The sequence below is a fragment of the Arthrobacter sp. 01N444 genome (assembly GCF_056399305.1).
This window is the reverse complement of sequence record NZ_JBFTRB010000015.1, coordinates 41,902-58,506: the sequence shown is the minus strand read 5'-3', so window position 1 is coordinate 58,506 and position 16,605 is coordinate 41,902. Positions and strand designations below refer to the sequence as shown.

At 68.4% G+C, this 16,605-nt stretch carries 20 protein-coding genes and 1 riboswitch; of the genes, 14 read left to right on the top strand and 6 right to left on the bottom strand.

The window, feature by feature from the left end:
* Positions 1-127 precede the first annotated feature (127 nt).
* Complete coding sequence (locus AC1DKN_RS15855; protein WP_476871818.1) at positions 128-781, top strand: HutD/Ves family protein; 654 nt, start codon at positions 128-130, stop codon at positions 779-781.
* Between the two features lie 10 nt (positions 782-791).
* Here AC1DKN_RS15855 and AC1DKN_RS15850 read toward each other — a convergent pair whose 3' ends face one another.
* The 4 genes from AC1DKN_RS15850 to AC1DKN_RS15835 all read right to left on the bottom strand — a co-directional run bounded on the left by AC1DKN_RS15850 (position 792) and on the right by AC1DKN_RS15835 (position 4,967).
* On the bottom strand, positions 792-1,604 hold the full coding sequence (locus AC1DKN_RS15850) for an ABC transporter permease (RefSeq protein ID WP_476871817.1): 813 nt from the start codon (positions 1,602-1,604) through the stop codon (positions 792-794).
* A 13-nt stretch (positions 1,605-1,617) separates the two neighbouring features.
* A complete protein-coding gene (locus tag AC1DKN_RS15845) occupies positions 1,618-2,547 on the bottom strand; it encodes an ABC transporter permease (protein ID WP_223917155.1) in 930 nt (309 codons plus the stop codon).
* A gap of 68 nt (positions 2,548-2,615) precedes the next feature.
* Entirely contained in the window at positions 2,616-3,803 is a 1,188-nt protein-coding gene (locus AC1DKN_RS15840; protein WP_476871816.1) for an ABC transporter substrate-binding protein, read from the bottom strand.
* Positions 3,804-3,890: 87 nt separating this feature from the next.
* Complete coding sequence (locus AC1DKN_RS15835; protein WP_476871815.1) at positions 3,891-4,967, bottom strand: ABC transporter ATP-binding protein; 1,077 nt, start codon at positions 4,965-4,967, stop codon at positions 3,891-3,893.
* Between the two features lie 237 nt (positions 4,968-5,204).
* Here AC1DKN_RS15835 and AC1DKN_RS15830 point away from each other — a divergent pair, with 237 nt between their 5' ends.
* The 6 genes from AC1DKN_RS15830 to AC1DKN_RS15805 all read left to right on the top strand — a co-directional run bounded on the left by AC1DKN_RS15830 (position 5,205) and on the right by AC1DKN_RS15805 (position 9,474).
* Positions 5,205-5,945, top strand: a complete 741-nt coding sequence (locus tag AC1DKN_RS15830) for a FadR/GntR family transcriptional regulator (RefSeq protein WP_230009582.1) — start codon at positions 5,205-5,207, stop codon at positions 5,943-5,945.
* A gap of 79 nt (positions 5,946-6,024) precedes the next feature.
* A complete protein-coding gene (locus tag AC1DKN_RS15825) occupies positions 6,025-6,786 on the top strand; it encodes a cache domain-containing protein (protein ID WP_476871814.1) in 762 nt (253 codons plus the stop codon).
* A gap of 22 nt (positions 6,787-6,808) precedes the next feature.
* Positions 6,809-6,875, top strand: a riboswitch (guanidine-III (ykkC-III) riboswitch).
* Positions 6,876-6,884: 9 nt separating this feature from the next.
* Positions 6,885-7,208, top strand: a complete 324-nt coding sequence (locus AC1DKN_RS15820; protein ID WP_028275448.1) for a DMT family transporter — start codon at positions 6,885-6,887, stop codon at positions 7,206-7,208.
* Between the two features lie 20 nt (positions 7,209-7,228).
* Positions 7,229-7,615: a DMT family transporter gene (locus tag AC1DKN_RS15815; RefSeq protein WP_476871813.1), complete on the top strand. Its 387-nt coding sequence runs from the start codon at positions 7,229-7,231 to the stop codon at positions 7,613-7,615.
* Between the two features lie 176 nt (positions 7,616-7,791).
* The gene (locus AC1DKN_RS15810; protein ID WP_476871812.1) at positions 7,792-8,802 is read left to right on the top strand and encodes an aldo/keto reductase; all 1,011 of its coding nucleotides are present in this window, start codon (positions 7,792-7,794) and stop codon (positions 8,800-8,802) included.
* Positions 8,803-8,823: 21 nt separating this feature from the next.
* The gene (locus AC1DKN_RS15805; RefSeq protein ID WP_476871811.1) at positions 8,824-9,474 is read left to right on the top strand and encodes an MBL fold metallo-hydrolase; all 651 of its coding nucleotides are present in this window, start codon (positions 8,824-8,826) and stop codon (positions 9,472-9,474) included.
* A gap of 122 nt (positions 9,475-9,596) precedes the next feature.
* Here AC1DKN_RS15805 and AC1DKN_RS15800 read toward each other — a convergent pair whose 3' ends face one another.
* Both AC1DKN_RS15800 and AC1DKN_RS15795 read right to left on the bottom strand, forming a co-directional pair.
* Positions 9,597-11,501, bottom strand: coding sequence for a DEAD/DEAH box helicase (locus AC1DKN_RS15800; RefSeq protein WP_476871810.1), 1,905 nt, complete (start codon positions 11,499-11,501; stop codon positions 9,597-9,599).
* A gap of 344 nt (positions 11,502-11,845) precedes the next feature.
* Complete coding sequence (locus tag AC1DKN_RS15795) at positions 11,846-12,163, bottom strand: hypothetical protein (protein WP_476857000.1); 318 nt, start codon at positions 12,161-12,163, stop codon at positions 11,846-11,848.
* A gap of 215 nt (positions 12,164-12,378) precedes the next feature.
* On the opposite strand from AC1DKN_RS15795, the gene AC1DKN_RS15790 reads away from it, so the two are divergent.
* From AC1DKN_RS15790 to AC1DKN_RS15760, 7 genes are all read left to right on the top strand, one after another.
* Positions 12,379-13,404, top strand: coding sequence for a class I SAM-dependent methyltransferase (locus tag AC1DKN_RS15790; protein ID WP_476860214.1), 1,026 nt, complete (start codon positions 12,379-12,381; stop codon positions 13,402-13,404).
* Positions 13,401-14,093, top strand: a complete 693-nt coding sequence (locus AC1DKN_RS15785; protein WP_476871809.1) for an SAM-dependent methyltransferase — start codon at positions 13,401-13,403, stop codon at positions 14,091-14,093. Before AC1DKN_RS15790 ends, AC1DKN_RS15785 begins: the two co-directional genes overlap by 4 nt.
* Before the next feature lie 295 nt (positions 14,094-14,388).
* Positions 14,389-14,808: an Asp23/Gls24 family envelope stress response protein gene (locus tag AC1DKN_RS15780; protein ID WP_476871860.1), complete on the top strand. Its 420-nt coding sequence runs from the start codon at positions 14,389-14,391 to the stop codon at positions 14,806-14,808.
* Positions 14,805-14,996, top strand: coding sequence for a hypothetical protein (locus tag AC1DKN_RS15775; protein WP_223917174.1), 192 nt, complete (start codon positions 14,805-14,807; stop codon positions 14,994-14,996). The genes AC1DKN_RS15780 and AC1DKN_RS15775 overlap by 4 nt, the downstream gene beginning before the upstream one ends.
* On the top strand, positions 14,996-15,379 hold the full coding sequence (locus tag AC1DKN_RS15770) for a hypothetical protein (RefSeq protein ID WP_230008646.1): 384 nt from the start codon (positions 14,996-14,998) through the stop codon (positions 15,377-15,379). The genes AC1DKN_RS15775 and AC1DKN_RS15770 overlap by 1 nt, the downstream gene beginning before the upstream one ends.
* On the top strand, positions 15,376-15,957 hold the full coding sequence (locus AC1DKN_RS15765; RefSeq protein ID WP_476860216.1) for a hypothetical protein: 582 nt from the start codon (positions 15,376-15,378) through the stop codon (positions 15,955-15,957). Before AC1DKN_RS15770 ends, AC1DKN_RS15765 begins: the two co-directional genes overlap by 4 nt.
* On the top strand, positions 15,954-16,559 hold the full coding sequence (locus AC1DKN_RS15760; RefSeq protein ID WP_476871808.1) for a hypothetical protein: 606 nt from the start codon (positions 15,954-15,956) through the stop codon (positions 16,557-16,559). Before AC1DKN_RS15765 ends, AC1DKN_RS15760 begins: the two co-directional genes overlap by 4 nt.
* Positions 16,560-16,605: the final 46 nt, after the last annotated feature.

Below are 16,605 nucleotides of genomic sequence, written 5' to 3'. Positions count from 1 at the left end.
TCCGACGTTAGCAAGGCCGGGCCCCGGCCGCCGACTTTGCGTCGGCACGGGCGTGCGCAGTCCCCGCCGGCGTCCCGGCGCGTCGGCGCGAGCGCCGTCCCCGGAAACGGGCCGATAGGCTGAGGCCATGGAGATCATCCGCTATGCCGAGCTCAAAGCCCACCCCTGGCGCAACGGCGGCGGGGTGACGCGCGAAGTGGCGCGCCATCCAAGGACCCCGTCCCTGCGGAACGCCCCGCAAGATACAGGGCAGGACAGCGCCTGGGACTGGCGCGTCAGCATTGCCGAAGTCTCCAAGGCGGGCCCCTTCTCCGCCTACGCCGGGATGGACCGTGTACTGACAGTGATTGACGGCGACTTGCTGCTGCTGAGCGTGGACGGGGCCGAACATCCGCTGGAGAAGTACCGGCCGTTCCGGTTCTCCGGCGACGCGGACTCGGCGGGGGCACTGCCCACCGGCGACATCCGGGATCTGAACGTCATCACCCGCAACGGCGCCTTCAAGGGCTACACCTCAATCGTCGAGCTGTCCAAGAAGCGTGCCCATCCGGTGTTCGCAGGCCAACTCGGCATCCTCCTGCAGGGGCAGGGAACCGTCAGCCCCGGGACTGCAGGCGGCACTCCCACCGGTCCGGCCGCCGTCGCCGCCTTGGAGCCGGAGCGACTTGAGCTGAACCGTTACGACGCCATCGTCGGCGCCGATACCGCGACACCGGAAATCGTGGGCCGCGGATTCCTGGCTGTCATCTCGATCGACCCTGCGGAACCCGGCACCGTATAGCGCTGTCCGCCTACACCCGGGCGCCGCCGACACGCACCGAGTCCCCGGACAGCCGCTGCGCGAGCCAGATCGGGACGATCGAGACCACGATCAGCACGACCGCCACGACATTGACCACGGGCGCCTGGTTCGGACGGAAGAGGTTCTGCAGGATCCAGATCGGCAGCGTGGTCTCGCCGGCCCCGATCGTGAACGTGGTAACGATGATCTCGTCGAAGCTCAGCGCGAAGGCCAGCAGGCCGCCGGCCAGCAGGGCGGAGCGGAGCTGCGGGAAGGTCACCAAGCCAAATGTGGTGAAAACACCGGCGCCGAGGTCGGCGGAGGCTTCCTCGAGGCCGGCGCTGGTGCGGCGGAGCCGAGCAATGGCGTTATTGAACACCGTCACCATGCAGAACGTGGCGTGGGCGATCACCACCGTCCACAGGCTCAGCGGGACTCCCAGGATCGTGGTGAACATGTTGTTCAGCGCGATGCCCGTGACAACCCCGGGCAACGCGATGGGCAGGATGACCAGGAGGTTGATGACGTCACGGCCGAAGAACTCATAGCGCTGCAATGAGATCGCCAGCAGCGTCCCCAGCACCAGCGAAATGATGGTCGATACGACTGCCACCCACAGGGAGGACACGACGGCCTCCTTGACGCCGGGCGAGTCAAAGGCCTTGCCCCACCATTCCAGCGTGAAGCCCTTGGGCGGCCAGCCGAAAGTCCGGTCTGCGTTGAACGAGTTCACCACCACCAGCAGCAGCGGTGTGTAGATGAACAAAAACACCAGCGCCGTGACAATGCCCAGGACCACCTTGGCGCTACGGGAAAGTCTCATGATGCTCCTCGCACTACAGGCTGTTCAGGGCGCCGGTGCGGCGGACGACGAAAAGGTAGAACATGATGATGGCGATCGGCACCAGCGATACCGCGGCGGCGAACGGCAGATTGTTGGCCGCTCCGACGTTGGCGTAAATCACGGTGCCCAGCATCTGGGTGGTCCCGCCGACGATCTGCGCAGTGATGTAGTCGCCCAGCGACAGGGAGAACGTGAAGATCGTGCCCGCGATGATGGAGGGAACCAGCAGCGGAAGCATGACCAGGCGCATGGTGGTGAGCGGCTTCGCGCCCAGATCCCCGGAGGCCTCCAGCAGGGAGTCGGGCACCCGGTCAAAGCCCGCGTAGATCGGCAGGATCATGTATGGCAGCCAGATGTAGGACAGGGTCAGGATGACGGCGGTTTCGCCGTAGCCCGGCGAGGACAGGCCGATCGGGGTCCCCAGCCACTCCAGCAGCCCACCCTCGGACAGGACATTCCGCCAGGCGTAGGCCTTGACCAGGTAGCTTGCCCACAGCGGCATCAGCACGGCCACAACGAGCAGTTTCTCCCAGCGGGCGGGAGCGACCTTGGCGATGAAGAACGCGATGGGCAGTGCCAGGATCATGTCAATCACGGTGACCGCCACGGCGATCCACAATGTCCGCAGGGTGATCCGCTGATACACCGGATCGGTCAGGACCGTGACGATGTTTTCCGTGGTCCAGACCGTGGACACCTCCCCGGTGAAGGTATCCACGGTCCAGAACGCGGTGATGAGCAGTGCCGCCAAAGCGGCGATGTACACCAGCACCAGCCAGCCCGCCGGGGCGGTGAGCAGGGCCGCCAGCCTCAGCCGGGGCGAGCGGTGCAGCAACGCCGAAAAGGCGTTGGTTTTCGCCCGTGGCACGGCCCCGGCATCACCGGGCGCCCCGGGCGGCAGCTGTTGCGTATGAAGTGCCATCTCGCCTTAATCTCTGCCGGCCCCCGGGGCCGGCTCGTTCGTAAGGGTTTGGTGCGGCAGAGCCGGAATCAACCCTTGATTTCCGTCCAGGCCTTGGTCCATTCCGAATAGTCGGTGCACTTGACGTCCTTGCGGCCATCGAGGCACTCGGCCACCGGTGTGGTCCAGAACCAGATCCTGTCGGCGTAGGCCGCATCACCTGAATGGTACGTCTGGCAGTGGTTGGGATCCTTGGTCAGCTCGCAGGCTTTCGCGTTGGCCGGCGATTCGCCAAAGTACTCCGCCACCTGGGCGTTCGGCTTGGGGCTGGCGATGTAGTCGAGCCACTTGTAGGCGCAGTTCGGGTTCTTGGTCTTGGAGCCGATCATCCAGGTGTCCGACCAGCCGGTGGCGCCCTCGTCCGGGACCAGGGTTGCGACCTTGGCGCCGTCTGCCGTCGCGATGTTGGCCCCCACCTGCCAGGTGGTGCCGACCACGGTGCTCCCGGACGTGAAGGCCTGGACCTCCTTGACGACGTCGCTCCAGTACTCGCCGATGTGCGTGCGCTGCTGCTTGAGCAGGTCGACGGCCGCGGCCAGCTGGTCCTTGTCGAGGGCATAGGGGTTCTTGATGCCGAGGTCCGGCTTATGGGCCATGAGGTACATGGCGGCATCGGCGATGTAGATGGGCGAGTCGTAGGCCGTGACCTTGCCGGTGTTCTTGGCGGCGTCGTCAAACACAGCGCTCCAGGAGGCGGGCGCGGGGGCGACCTTGTCCGTGGAGTACATCAGCAGGTTGGCGCCCCAGCCGTGGGGCATTCCGTAGTTGACGCCGTTGACGGTGTTCCAGGCTTTTTCCTTCAGGAACGGGTAGATGTCCGGGTAGTTCTTCAGCAGGCTCATGTTGACCGGTTGCACGTCCTGGCCGGCGATCAGGCGCAGCGACGCATCCCCGGAGGCCGAGATAACGTCGTACTGTCCCGTGCGCATGAGCGTCACGGCCTCGTCCGAGGTGCCGAACGGCTTGAAGCTGACCTTGCACTGGGTTTCCTGTTCGAACGGATGCACCCAGTCGACGGCCGGGTCGTTGCTGCCATCCTCGACGTAGCCGGGCCATCCGAGGATGGACACCTGGCCTTCACCGGTGCCGATCTCGGTTTTGACCGGCTGCGCCGACTGTGCAGAACCCGATCCGCCGCTGGTTCCGCAGGCCGACAGCGCGAGGGCTGCGGCCGCAACCACCCCGACTACGAGGGAGGCCTTAGTTCTTGGTGCCATGATCCGTACCTTTCGCTGTGGAGAAAACTCTGGACTGGAACGCTGCGCCGCGGCACGGACGGCAACCCCGCCCGGCATGGCCCGGCGTCAGGTAGTGCCGGGGACCGGAAGCCAAACGACGGCGTCGTCGTCCCAGCTGACCGTGACGGGCCCGTTCACCAGATCGGTGTCGCTGCCGGGCAGCTTTTCCGGAACGAGCGCGACGACGGCGGGTCCGCCGTCGAGCTGCACCCGCACCTGGGTGGCGTGCCCGACGTAAACGAACGACGTCACTGTCCCGGGCCGGGCGGTGGTGCCGGAACGGCGCTCCGGTTCGCCGGCCCAGGCGACGCGCAGCCGCTCGGGACGGATGCACAGCGGCTCCGGCCGGCCATAGATCGTCTGGGCCTGGCCGGCGTCGAAAATGTTGGAGGTGCCGACGAAGTTGGCCACGAAGATGCCGCCCGGGCGCTCGTAGATTTCGTGCGCGGTGCCGATCTGTTCGATGCCGCCGTTGTTGAACACGCCGATCCTGTCGCTCATGGTCAGGGCCTCCTCCTGGTCGTGGGTGACGAAGATGAAGGTGATACCCAGCGAGCGCTGCAGTTCCTTGAGTTCGACCTGCATCTGCTGCCGGAGCTTGAGGTCCAGGGCACCGAGCGGCTCGTCCAGGAGGAGGACCTTGGGCTCGACCACCAGCGCCCGGGCCAGGGCAACGCGCTGCCGCTGGCCGCCGGAGAGCTGGGCGGGTTTGCGGCCGAGGAACTTCCCGAGCTGGACGCGGTCCAAGGCTTCCCTGGCCCGCTCCCGCCGCTGTTTCCCGGGCATGCCGCGCACCCGCAGCCCATAGGCGACGTTGTCCACGAGGGACATGTGCGGGAACAGCGCGTAGTCCTGAAATACGGTGTTGACGTCCCGCTGGAAGGGCGCCATGGCCGTGACGTCCTTGCCCTCGAGTTCGATACTCCCGGACGTCGGCAGCTCGAAGCCGGCGATCAGGCGCAGGACCGTCGTCTTGCCGGAGCCGGACGGGCCAAGCACGGAGAAGAATTCCCCGTGGCGGATGTCCAGGTCCACGCCAGTTACCGCGACGGTGTCCCCGAAGACCTTGGTGAGCTTACGCAGACGGATCGCCGGAACCTCTTCCTTTCCGGTCGAGGTGCCGGCGGCCAGTGTTTCGGTCATGGGGTGCGCCTTACTCCGTTGCCGGATCGTCCACAGGAACCACGCAACCGAATGTGATCCAGTCCACACTGGGCTGCTGGGCCAAATGCTATTACTCCATAGGTTTTGTGTATAGACCCTCCGGCAAAGCCCGGATTAGGATGTCATCAGCCCGGGCGACGCGCGGCGGCACCGCGGAAGCCGCAGGGATGCACGGCCGGTGCGGGGCGGATACCGCCGGAGGGAAGGGAGGCCCGAATGGTGTTGTCGCCCACGGGCGCCTCCCGGAGCCTGGCGGCGGTGTTCACGCCGATCAAATCACGCGGGCTTGTGGATGAAGTGTGCGGCCGGATCGAACAGGCCGTGGAGACCGGGCTGCTCACCAGCGGCCAGCGGCTGCCGAACGAAACCGAGCTGGCCGCGGCCCTCGGAGTGTCCGCGGTAACGGCACGGGAGGCACTCTCCCAGCTGCGCGCCTCGGGAATCATCCGGACCGCGCGCGGCCGCAGCGGCGGAAGCTTCATCGCCGACGACGTGCTGCCCTCCCGGGAACGGGCCCTGGCGCAACTGCATGAGCTGAGCCGGCTGCAGATCAGGGACCTCGCGCTGCATTACCAGGCGATCGCCGCGGCCTGCGCGGGCGTGGCGGCCCGCCGCTCCGACGCCGCCGACATCGCCACGCTGCGCTCATTCATCCCCGCAGCGGACGATGACTCCCTGAGCTGGCGTCTGGCCCTCTCGGAGTTCCTGCTGGAAGTCGCGGCCATTGCCCGCTCGGCCCGGCTTGCCCGGGAGCTCATCCGGCTGCAGGCAGATCTCGGCACCCTCACGCTGCTGCCCTGCGCCGACACCGGCTACCGCGGACGCACCGCCGTGATCCTCGGGGACGTGGCGGCCGCCATCGAGACCCACGACCCCGGGGCCGCCGAAACGGGGGTCAAGGCCCTCATCTCCGCCACCACCGACTGGCTGCTGACCGAGCAGGCCAAGAGCTATTGACCGCACCCGCATCCCGGAGCCACGATCGTGGCCATCTTTGACCGCAAATGTCCGGCACCTTCGAGCTAAGGCAGCACCGATGTCCGAAACCACCTCCACCGCAGGCCCCACCGCAGCGTCCATGGCAGCGCCGGCCGAACCCGGCGCTGCTGAGAAGGCGGCCCAGCTGGCCGCAGCCGAACTCGACGCCACCATCGCCGGCATCGAGCACTGCCTGACGGGGTGGGCCGCTGACACCGGGGCCGCCCTGGCCGCCATGTCCGGCAAAGTCACCGGCACGGCCGTGGACAAGCTCATCCGTCCGGTGGTCGAGGAACTGGTGCAGCTGCCCGGCGGCTACGCGGCCGGAGCGGGGTTCATCGCCAACGCCGGGTTGCTCGGGCCCGGGCGCAGCTACATCGCCTGGTGGCAGGGCCCGGATCTGGAGCACGTCGACGCGCTGGCCAACTTCAGTCCCAACTCCATCAGCCGCTACGTCAAGGCCGAGTGGTTCCGGATCCCCGTGGAAACAGGACGGGCCCACGTCACCGGGCCCTACGTGGATTTCCTCTGCACCGACGAGTACGTCCTGACCTTCACGCACCCGGTGTTTACCCGCCCGGACGGCCCGGTCGCGGGAATCGTGGGCATCGACGTGACAGTTCAGCGCCTGGAACGCGGAGCCATGGCGGCGCTGCGGCGGATCGGCGGCCGGGCCACCCTGGCCAATGCCGACGGCCGGGCCATCGTGTCGGCGGCATACGATATCGACGCCGGCGACCTTACCGCGCCGAACGAGCCGTGCGCGCAGTACCCCGTGGGGCGCACGTTCACTCTTTGCAGCGACGCCGTCGGGCTCTGATGCCGATTTGCTAGACTTGGAGGCCAAGGCCCCTCTTCCAGGCCTCCGGACGACGGTTCAGTACCCGGCACGCGACAAGACTGGCCACAGGAGCTGTCATGTCGTGGCTAATACTCATTCTTTCCGGGGCGCTGGAGGCCGTTTGGGCCGCCGCCCTGCACCGGACCGCCCAGGCCAGGGGCCGCCGCCGGCTGGTCCCGGCCCTCGTTTTCCTCGTTTCCGTCCTCGCCAGCACCGGCGGGCTCGCCGTCGCCATGCAGTCCATCCCTACCGGAACGGCCTACGCCGTGTGGGTGGGGGTCGGCGTCGTCCTGACGTCCGGCTACGCGATAGCCGCCAAGGTTGAGCGCCCGACGGCGGCACGGATCCTGCTTCTTGGCGGGATTGCCGCGAGCGTCGCCGGCCTGAAGCTGGTGGCGTGACCATGATGAAACCAGCTGCAATGTCATGGATGATTCTGCTCGCTTCCGCTGTGCTGGAGGCGGTCTGGGCCACGGCACTGGGCCTGTCCGACGGGTTCTCCCGCCCGTTGCCGACCCTCGTGTTCGCCGTGACGGCCACCCTCAGCATGGTGGGGCTCGGCTTGGCCGTGAAGCGCATTCCGCTCGGCACCGCCTACGCCATCTGGGTGGGGATCGGCGCTGCACTGACGGTCGGCTGGGCGATGGCCACCGGCGTCGAACCGGCCAGTCCGCTCAAGCTGCTGTTCATCGCCGGAATCGTCGGCTGCGCGGCGGGCCTGAAGCTCCTCCCGCCAACGGCGGACTCCGAGGAACCGGCACAAGGCGCTGTCCGGCCGGCCTCCCCTGCGGAAATTCCCCACGTTTAGGGCAGTCCGACGGCGTGTCCCCTGCGGCGCGCCGTCGTGCCGGCCGCGCAAGGGTCAAAGGTGGGGAGAATCGTCTGCCCGGCCGATAGCAGGGCCGGAATAGCCGCGCGCATCCTGGGGTTCTTGGCAGGGACGGAAGTCCTACGGAACTATTCAGTGCGCGAATGGAGACCAAGATGACGGCAGCAACAGTCCGGCTCGGCGACGGCCTGATGGTCAGTCCCCTGGGGTTCGGCGGTATGGCCCTGACCCCTGTCTACGGCGAGGTGGACCCGGCCGAGGCCCTGCGGACCCTGCATCACGCGGTGGACGCCGGCGTCAGCTTCATCGACACGGCGGACATTTACGGCGGCGGCAGCAACGAGGAGCTGATCGCGCGTCTGCTCAAGGAACGCCGCGGCGAAGTCCAGCTGGCCACCAAGTTCGGCCTCGTGGGCACACCGTCGGCCGGCTACACGGACATCCGCGGCGACGCCGCCTACGTGCGGCAGGCCGTGGACCGCAGCCTGCAACGGCTGGGCACCGACACCATTGACCTGTACTACCTGCACCGCCGTGACCTCCGCGTTCCGATAGTGGAAACCGTGGAGGCCATGGCGGGGCTGGTACAGGCCGGCAAGGTGCGGCATCTGGGCCTGTCAGAGGTGACGGCCGAGGAGCTGCGCGAGGCCAGCCGCATCCACCCGATCGCCGCGGTCCAGAGCGAATGGTCCATCTGGAGCCGCGACGTGGAACGCAACGTAGTGCCCGCCGCCGCCGAACTCGGGGTGGGCTTTGTGCCGTATTCGCCGCTGGGCCGGGGATTCCTCACCGGCACCGTGGACCCCTCGACGCTGGGCAGCAACGACTTCCGCCGCAACATCCCGCGTTTCGCGGCGGACGCTGCCAGCGCCAACCAGGGCGTGGTGGCGGCCGTGCAGGCGGTCGCTGCGGAACTGAGCGTTGCCGGGCAGGCTGCAACTCCTGCCCAGGTGGCGCTGGCCTGGCTGCTTGCGCGGGGCCGCCAGCTGGGACTTCCCGTGGTCCCCATTCCCGGCACCCGCAAGGCGGACCGGATCGACGAAAACCTGGGCGCCCTGGCCCTCGACTTCACCGCAGCGCAACTGAGGACGCTCGAGTCCGCCGCGGACGCCGTCGTCGGTTCCCGCGCCGCGGACCCCAACTGGGTGTCCCAGGGCCGTGAATAGCGGCTCCGTAGACTGATGCCCATGGACTCGCTCATTCACTCTTTACGTGACATCACCATCCGCCGGATTTCGGTCGGCGAGATGGACAACAATGTTTACCTGCTCACGGCCAGGGCCTCCGGCGCGCAGCTCCTGATCGATGCGGCCGATGATCTGGCCGCCATCCAGGGGCTGCTCGCGGAAGCCGCCGCGGATACTTCCGCGACGCCGAAGCTGGCGCTGGTTGCCACCACCCACCAGCACTGGGACCATGTCCGGGCGCTGCCGGGCCTGGTGGAAGCCACCGGTGTGAAAACGGCGGCCGGGACAGAGGATGCCCCGGAGCTGCCGGTGCCGGTGGATGTACTGCTGGATCACGGGGACGTCGGCAACTTCGACGGCTTCGATGTGACGGCTGTACATCTGCGCGGCCACACACCGGGTTCGATCGCCCTTGTGTACCAGGACCCCGAAGGCCCGGCTCACATCTTTTCCGGCGACTCGCTGTTCCCCGGCGGGGTAGGCAACACACAGAAGGATCCGGCGCGCTTTGCCCAGCTGATCACCGATGTGAGCGAGCGGCTGTTCGACGTGTATCCGGATGACACCGTGGTGCACCCGGGACACGGCCAGCCCACCACCCTCGGCGCGGAACGGCCCCACCTGGAAGAGTGGCGCGCCCGCGGCTGGTAGCTTCAGCTTTTCGCGGCGTTCTTGGACAACCGCTGCGCTTTCGGACGGCCGCTACGGGGATTCCCGTAGCGGCCGTCCGTTTGCGCAGCGCCAGCTATTTTGCGTAGCTGAGAACCGGAACCTTAGCGGCCGCGGCGTTCGTTCGAGGCCGGAGCCGACGCGCGGCGGGGGCCCGAGCCGCGGGCCGGACGTCCTTCACCGGAACGGCCGTTGCCGCCGCCGGCGTAGGATCCGCCCGAGGTGCCACCGGCGTTGGAGGACCAGACCGCCGCGCTGCCTCCGGATTTGCTGCTGGCGGACTTGGCGCCGGCAGCCGCACGCTGGCCGGTTGCCGGGCGTCCGCTGCGCTGGCCGCCTGTCGAAGCGCCGGTGCGTGGAGCGCCACCTGTGCGGGGTGCTCCGCTGCGGGGAGCCGAAGCGCCCCGGGCGTCGCTGCGTCCGTCTGCGGCGCGTCCGTCCGAACCGCGGCCGGCTGCGGCACGGCCGCCGGCGGCCGGAACATCGTTGTGGTGCGCGTAGGCGGTGGTGCGGCCGCGGCCACGCGCATTCCGGCGTTCGGCGCGCTCGGCATCTGCGCGGTCCTGGTTCTGCTCGGCGACACGGTCGGCGGCGTTGCGGGCAGCAGCCTTGCCTTCGTAGGCGACGGCGCGGCGCTCGGCGCGCGGCAGGTCGGTCCGCGGTGCCTCGGCGGACACCCGTCCGCGTCCGCCACGGCCACCACGACCACCCGCGGTGGGTGCAGCCTGGGTGGTGCGGCGGGCGCGCTTGCGCTCGGCGTTGGCACCGGTGGAGGTGCCGCCGCCGTGCTGGGCGGCTTTGGCTGCCAGCAGGGCGGCACGGGTGCGGGGATCGATCTTGTCGGCCATTTCGCCGACCAGTTCAGCAACCAGCGGGGAGTTGGCGGTGACGCGCTCGAAGTTGACCTCGACGCCGGCAGCCTTCATCAGCTTCTTGACGTCGGACTGCTGCTCGGGCAGGGTCAGCGTGACCACGGTGCCGTCGGAACCGGCGCGGGCCGTACGGCCTGAGCGGTGCAGGTACGCCTTGTGCTCCGTGGGCGGATCCACGTGGATGACCAGTTCGACGTCGTCGACGTGGACGCCGCGGGCCGCGACGTCGGTGGCCACCAGGACGCGGACATCGCCGGAGGAGAACTCGGCCAGGTTGCGGTCACGGGCGTTCTGCGAGAGGTTGCCGTGCAGATCGACGGCGGGGATGCCGGCGTCGGTCAGGGTCTTGGCCAGCTTGCGGGCGTGGTGCTTGGTGCGCATGAAGAGCACGCGGCGGCCGGCGCCGGAGGCGAGCTCGACGATCAGCTGCTTCTTGACGGTCTGGTCATTGACCACCAGCACGTGGTGTTCCATGGTGGTCACCGCGGCCTGCGGGTCGTCCACGGAGTGGGTCAGCGGGTTGGACAGGTAGCGCTGGACGATCTTGTCCACGCCGTTGTCCAGGGTGGCGGAGAACAGCAGGCGCTGGCCCTGGGTGGGGGTCATGTCCATGAGCTTCTTGACCACCGGGAGGAAGCCAAGGTCGGCCATGTGGTCGGCCTCGTCCAGGACGGTGATCTCGACTGCTTCGAGGGTCAGGATGCGCTGGCGGATCAGGTCCTCCAGGCGGCCCGGGCAGGCGATGACGATGTCGACGCCGGCGCGCAGGGCCTTTTCCTGGCGGGCCTGGGAGATGCCGCCGTAGATCACGGTGGTGGTCAGGCCCATGGCCTTGGCCATCGGCTCGATGGTCGCGTTGATCTGCGTGGCCAGCTCGCGGGTGGGAGCCAGGACCAGGCCCATCGGGCGGCCGGGCTTGCGGAAGTGCTTGGCTTCGCGCTCGGCGAGTCGTGCCACCAGCGGGATGGCGAATGCGATGGTCTTGCCGGAGCCGGTGCGGCCGCGGCCCAGGACGTCGCGTCCGGACAGGGTGTCGGGAAGGGTCTTGACCTGGATCGGGAAGGGCTCCACGATCCCCTGTGCGGTCAGGGTGTCGGCAAGTGCTTTGGGCGTGCCGAGGGCAGCAAATGTAGTCATGTGTTTCAAAGTCTTTCAGGCGGTATCCGTGCGGATATCGGCCCCCGATGCCGGTTGGCTCAAGGGTTCGCCGAAGAAAAGTCAGGTGATCAACCGGGCTGTTGCCAAACTTCAGCAAGCGGCCGCCGGGACCAAATGGAACGCGTTCATCGACGCAGGATGTGCCTCTCACATGAAAAAATCCCACTGCCTGCGTGCGGATTCCCGAAGGAATCCGGCAGGGATCCGGCTGATGGACCGAAGCCGGTCAACCAAATCAAAAGTGGGCATCACTGCACATCAAGTTCCACTAGCCTACCACCCGGCAGGCCCGGGTCCCGTATCCGTGACGGCCGGCCCGGCCCCTAGCCCGCCATGCTGGGGGCTTGGAACAGCGGCATGTGGGACAACTGGGCGGATGCATGAGCGGATGTGTTGACGGCCGCCCGTGACGGCGTTTTGGCCGGTCCCCGGTCGGCTGGCCGCAGGATCACGAGCGCCTCGGCGTCGATGAGGCGGCGGGTCCCCGTCCGGGCATCGAGGATCCAGAACAGGTCCACGCCTGTGACGGTCTGGGTCACCGGGCCCCGGTGGAAGAGCTTCCCGTTGTGCCACGCCTCAATCTCGTCCCCCACGTTCAACTCGGCCGAGCTGCGGATCTGCCGTGCTTCGTCAACGTCCATGGTCATTGCCCTTCCCCAGCGTTCAATGTCTTGTGCCCAGCATTCATGACGCAGGTTTCAGATTGGTTTCCGGAGCGTGATTTCCACGTGTCCGTCCGCCTGCGCGGCGCCCGGACGGAAGCCCGGACGGCGTATTGACCGCCCTTACGTCCGGGAGGACCATGGTGGGCGGGAAGGGCCGCACGAGGGGCGGCCCGTGAGGGGAGTCGGACGCAATGCCGGGAATAGTCTCCGCTGGCCTGTTTCGGGTCATCCAGCTGGCGTTGTTTCCCTTGAGTGCGGCCGGCTACATCACGTCCGTCCCCGGGATGCTCGCCTACAGCCGGCGCACCGGCACGTCGGCCACGCTGCTCGCATCCCTCTACACGCGCTGGATGCAGCACCGCCTGGGGACACGGCCGGATGTCCCCGCGGCCCGGCTCATGGCCGTTCTGCCGAACGTGTCCGCGACTGGCATCCAGATGGAGACCGCCCCCACGCTCGCCGCCCACCTGATCACGGGCTACGTGCCCAGGCTCTACCGCTATCCGTACCCGGGGCCGGCACCGATGCGCCACCAGCCGACGGCACGGACCAGCCTCTATGACGCGGCCGTTCAACGGCATCGCGGGGGCATCGACCAGCTCGTGATCCTCGGGGCGGGATTCGACACCCGGGCGTTTCGGCTGGCGCCCGGGGACCGCGTGCGTTGCTTTGAACTCGACCTGCCCCGGACCCAGGCTTTCAAACTCGCGATGCTCGAAAAAGCGGGCCTCTCTACGCGCCTGGCCACGTACGTACCCGCCGATTTCGAGACCGAGGACTGGATGGAGAAGCTGCTCGCAGCCGGTTTCGACCCGAACCGGCCCGCACTGTTCCTCTGGGAAGCGGTGACCATGTACCTGGACCGCGCCTCCGTCGAGGCGACGCTGCGCAGGATCGCCGGCACCGCCCCGGGCAGCATCGTGGCCTTCGACTACTTTTCCAGGGAAACGATCACCTCGGGATCGCCCTACATGCGGTATGCGCGGGCTGCCGCGAGATTCGTCGGCGAGCCCCTGACCTTTGGGATCGACAACACTCCCCCGGCCAGGAAGAGCGCCGCGGACTTTGTTGGGTGCTTCGGACTGGTCCTTGAGGAGCACAGGAATTTCGGCAGGGAGACCCGACGGCGGTCCGCGCCGGGAGGGTTCGTCACCGCCGTCGTGCCTGAAAACAAACAGCGAAACCCGGCGAACCGCCATGATGAGGGGAAACCATGACAAAACGCAGCAACAGCCACGGGCATGTCGCCGCCGAACACGCGGCGGTCGAGGATGCGGCGCCCGGTTCCGCGGCCCGGCTGTGGGATGAAAAGTACAGCAGCCGGTCCAGGATGTGGAGCGGGGAGCCGAATCCGCAACTCGTCGCCGAGGTGGCGGACCTTCCTGCCGGCGAGGCCCTGGACCTGGGGTGCGGCGAGGGCGCGGACGCGATATGGCTTGCTGCCCGCGGTTGGAGCGTGACGGGCCTGGACGTTTCCGCCGTCGCCCTGGAGCGTGCGGCCGCCCACGCCCGGGAACGGGGCCAGGACGCCACCATCGAGTGGGTGCAGCAGGATCTTGCCACATGGGTCCCGGACCGGTTGTTCGACCTCGTCACGGCCCAGTTCCTGCATTCCACCCAGATGCCGTGGCAGCAGGCGTTGCAGCTCGCCGCGGCCGCGGTGCGGACCGGCGGAACGCTGCTGATCGTCGGCCATCACCCCGACGGGCTGCCTCCGTGGGGCGCGCACCATACTCCGGAGAAGTTCTTCACGGCCGAGGACCTTGCCCGGGAACTCCGGATCGAGGAGCCGATGTGGCGTGCCGAGGTCCTGGACAGCCGGCGTCGCAGCGCCGTCGGGCCCGACGGCGAGGCAGTGTCCCTTACGGATGCCGTGCTGCGGGCCACGCGCCTGGCCGCCCAGTAGACGGCCCAACGGCCTGTCGGGCCATTGTCTGGATGGCCTGCGGGGCCGCTGCCTCAGGCGGCCCCGGGATGTCCAGGACCGCATGTGATGCAGCTCACTCCGATTCGACCGTGAGGATTTCCGTTCGCGGCCCGTCTTATCTATGACGGCGCCACAGAGCGTCTTCCTCAACCGATCAGGAGTGATTGCCTTGACCACCCAGACGCACACCCCGGCAGACGTCCAGGGACAGGCCGGCCCGGCAACCGCAGCGAAGGCACCCGCAGCGAAGGCGCCCGCCGCGAAGTCCCCCACGCTGGGCGCGCCCGCACCGGCCCCAGGCATCGACGGCCGCGGTGCGACCACTGTCGCAGACGGCGTTGTGGCAAAGATCGCCGGCATCGCGATCCAGGAAATCGAAGGAGTGCACGCCCTCGGCGGCGGAGCAGCCCGTGCGCTGGGAACCCTGCGTGAAAAGGTCGGCCAAAAGGACCTCACCCAGGGCGTCAGCGTGGAAGTCGGACAAACGCAGGTAGCGGTCGACATCACCCTGGTGGTCGAGTACCCGCACCCGCTCCAGCTTGTCGCGGACAAGGCCCGCGACGCTGTCTATACGGCCATCGGGGACCTCGTCGGCATGGAGGTGACGGAAGTGAACATCACCATCACGGACATCCATGTGCCCTCCGATGACGAGGACACCGAGGACGCACGGACCGAGCCGAGGGTGGCTTGAGCCCCACGCTGGCCGGCCTGGCCATCGGAGCCGTCCTGGCCGCAGCGTCCCTGGCGTTTGGATTCTGGGGTTTCCTGCTCACCGCGCTCTTCATGGGGGCAGGGGCCGTGCTGGGCCGCGCGGCCGAGGGGCGGCTGGATCTTGGCGGAGTGCTGGACGCCCTGCGCGGCAAGCGCTCCTCCTCGTGATGCGGGCGGGGCACACCCGGATCACCCCGGCAGCCCTCAGGCACACCATCGAGACGATCGCGGCCCACGCCTTCAGCGTTCCGAGATCCGACGTCGCCGCGGTGCTGGATGACGATTCGGGCCGGCTCGCCGCGAGAGTCTCCGTGAAGCTGGCGCTCCCGCCGCTCCTCGGCCCGCGCCGGGGGCCCGACGGCGGCACCGTCTTCGACCGCTCCCGGGCGGCCCGGACAGCCATCATTGCCCGCGGCCTGGACCTCACCGGCCGGACGCTAAGCAGCGTAGATATCCGGCTCAGCGGGGCCGCACAGCACTCCGGCACTGCCAGGGTCGACGCGCCATCCGGAGCGCCACGCCGGAACCACAAGGAAAGGAAAATCGCATGAGCCAGGATCGAGCCATTCGGCGCCTCGTTCGCAGGGAGACCCACTCTTCCCGGGCCACGGCGTCCATCCTGACCGCTAGCGTCCTTGCCGCCGTCTTCCTCTGGCTTGCCCTCGAGACCGTCCTGGCCCTCCTCCAGGAGAGCCCGCTCCTTGGCAGCCCCGACCGGCTGGGCCGATGGCTCACCGGCGTGCCGGCCACCACGCTCCCGGCCGGGTTGGTGGCCGCCGGCGCCGGCCTGGCGGTTCTCGGTCTGGCGCTGCTCGCAGCCGCAACCATGCCCGGCCGCCGGTCCCGGCACGCCGTGCACAGCGGCCGGAGCGCCGTGGTGGTCGATGGCGAGGTGATCGCCTCGGCAGTATCCCGGCGGGCGCGCCTCACCGCGGGGCTGGCACCCGGGCAGATCATCACCACGGTGGGCAAGCGGGCTGTACGCGTCCAGATCCGTCCGACGTCGGGCGTTTCCGTGGACCGGGACGCGATCAGCGCCGCGGTCGACGACGAGCTGGCCGGGTACTCCCTTGGCCGCCGGATCGCACCGACAATCCACATCATGAGGGAAGGGGCGCTGGGGCAATGAGTCGGACCAACAGGGCATTGAATCGGATCCTGCTGGCCCTGGCCGGGCTCGTGCTGCTCGCGGCCGGCGCTGCAACGGCTGCCGCCGGGATCCTGCCGGACGTTGCGGCCGCATGGGCGGCCACAGGATCCTCCCTCCTGGACCAGGCCGGAACACTCCTCGCCTCGGCACCGTTCCCGGGCCCCGCCCGCAGCTGGTGGGCCGTGGCCGGGCTCGCCGCGCTGGCCGCGGCCGCCGGGCTCAGTATCGCCTGGATCGCATCGCAGGGTGGCGGCCGGACACCTCGCGTCGGCCGGGAATCCGACGGCGGCCGCGGCACCACCGTCGTCGAAACCGGGTTTGTCTCGGCGGCCGTCAAACAGGCCCTCGCCGGCAACCGCCTGGTACTCGGCACCTCGGTATCGGCATGGGACATCAGAGGCACAACGGGACTCCGGCTGCGGCTCCAGGCGCGGCAGGGCGCATCTCCAAGGGAGATCGCGGACACCGCCGACGTCCTGGTCCAGGGGATCGACACATTGCTCGGCCATCCGCTCCCGGTTCTAGTCCGAATCACCAGCGGCACCAAAACCTGGGCGGCCGCACCGGATCGCGCCCGCTAGCCGGCCGGAAGTACGTACCGCAACACCGCACCACGCCGTAATGGCA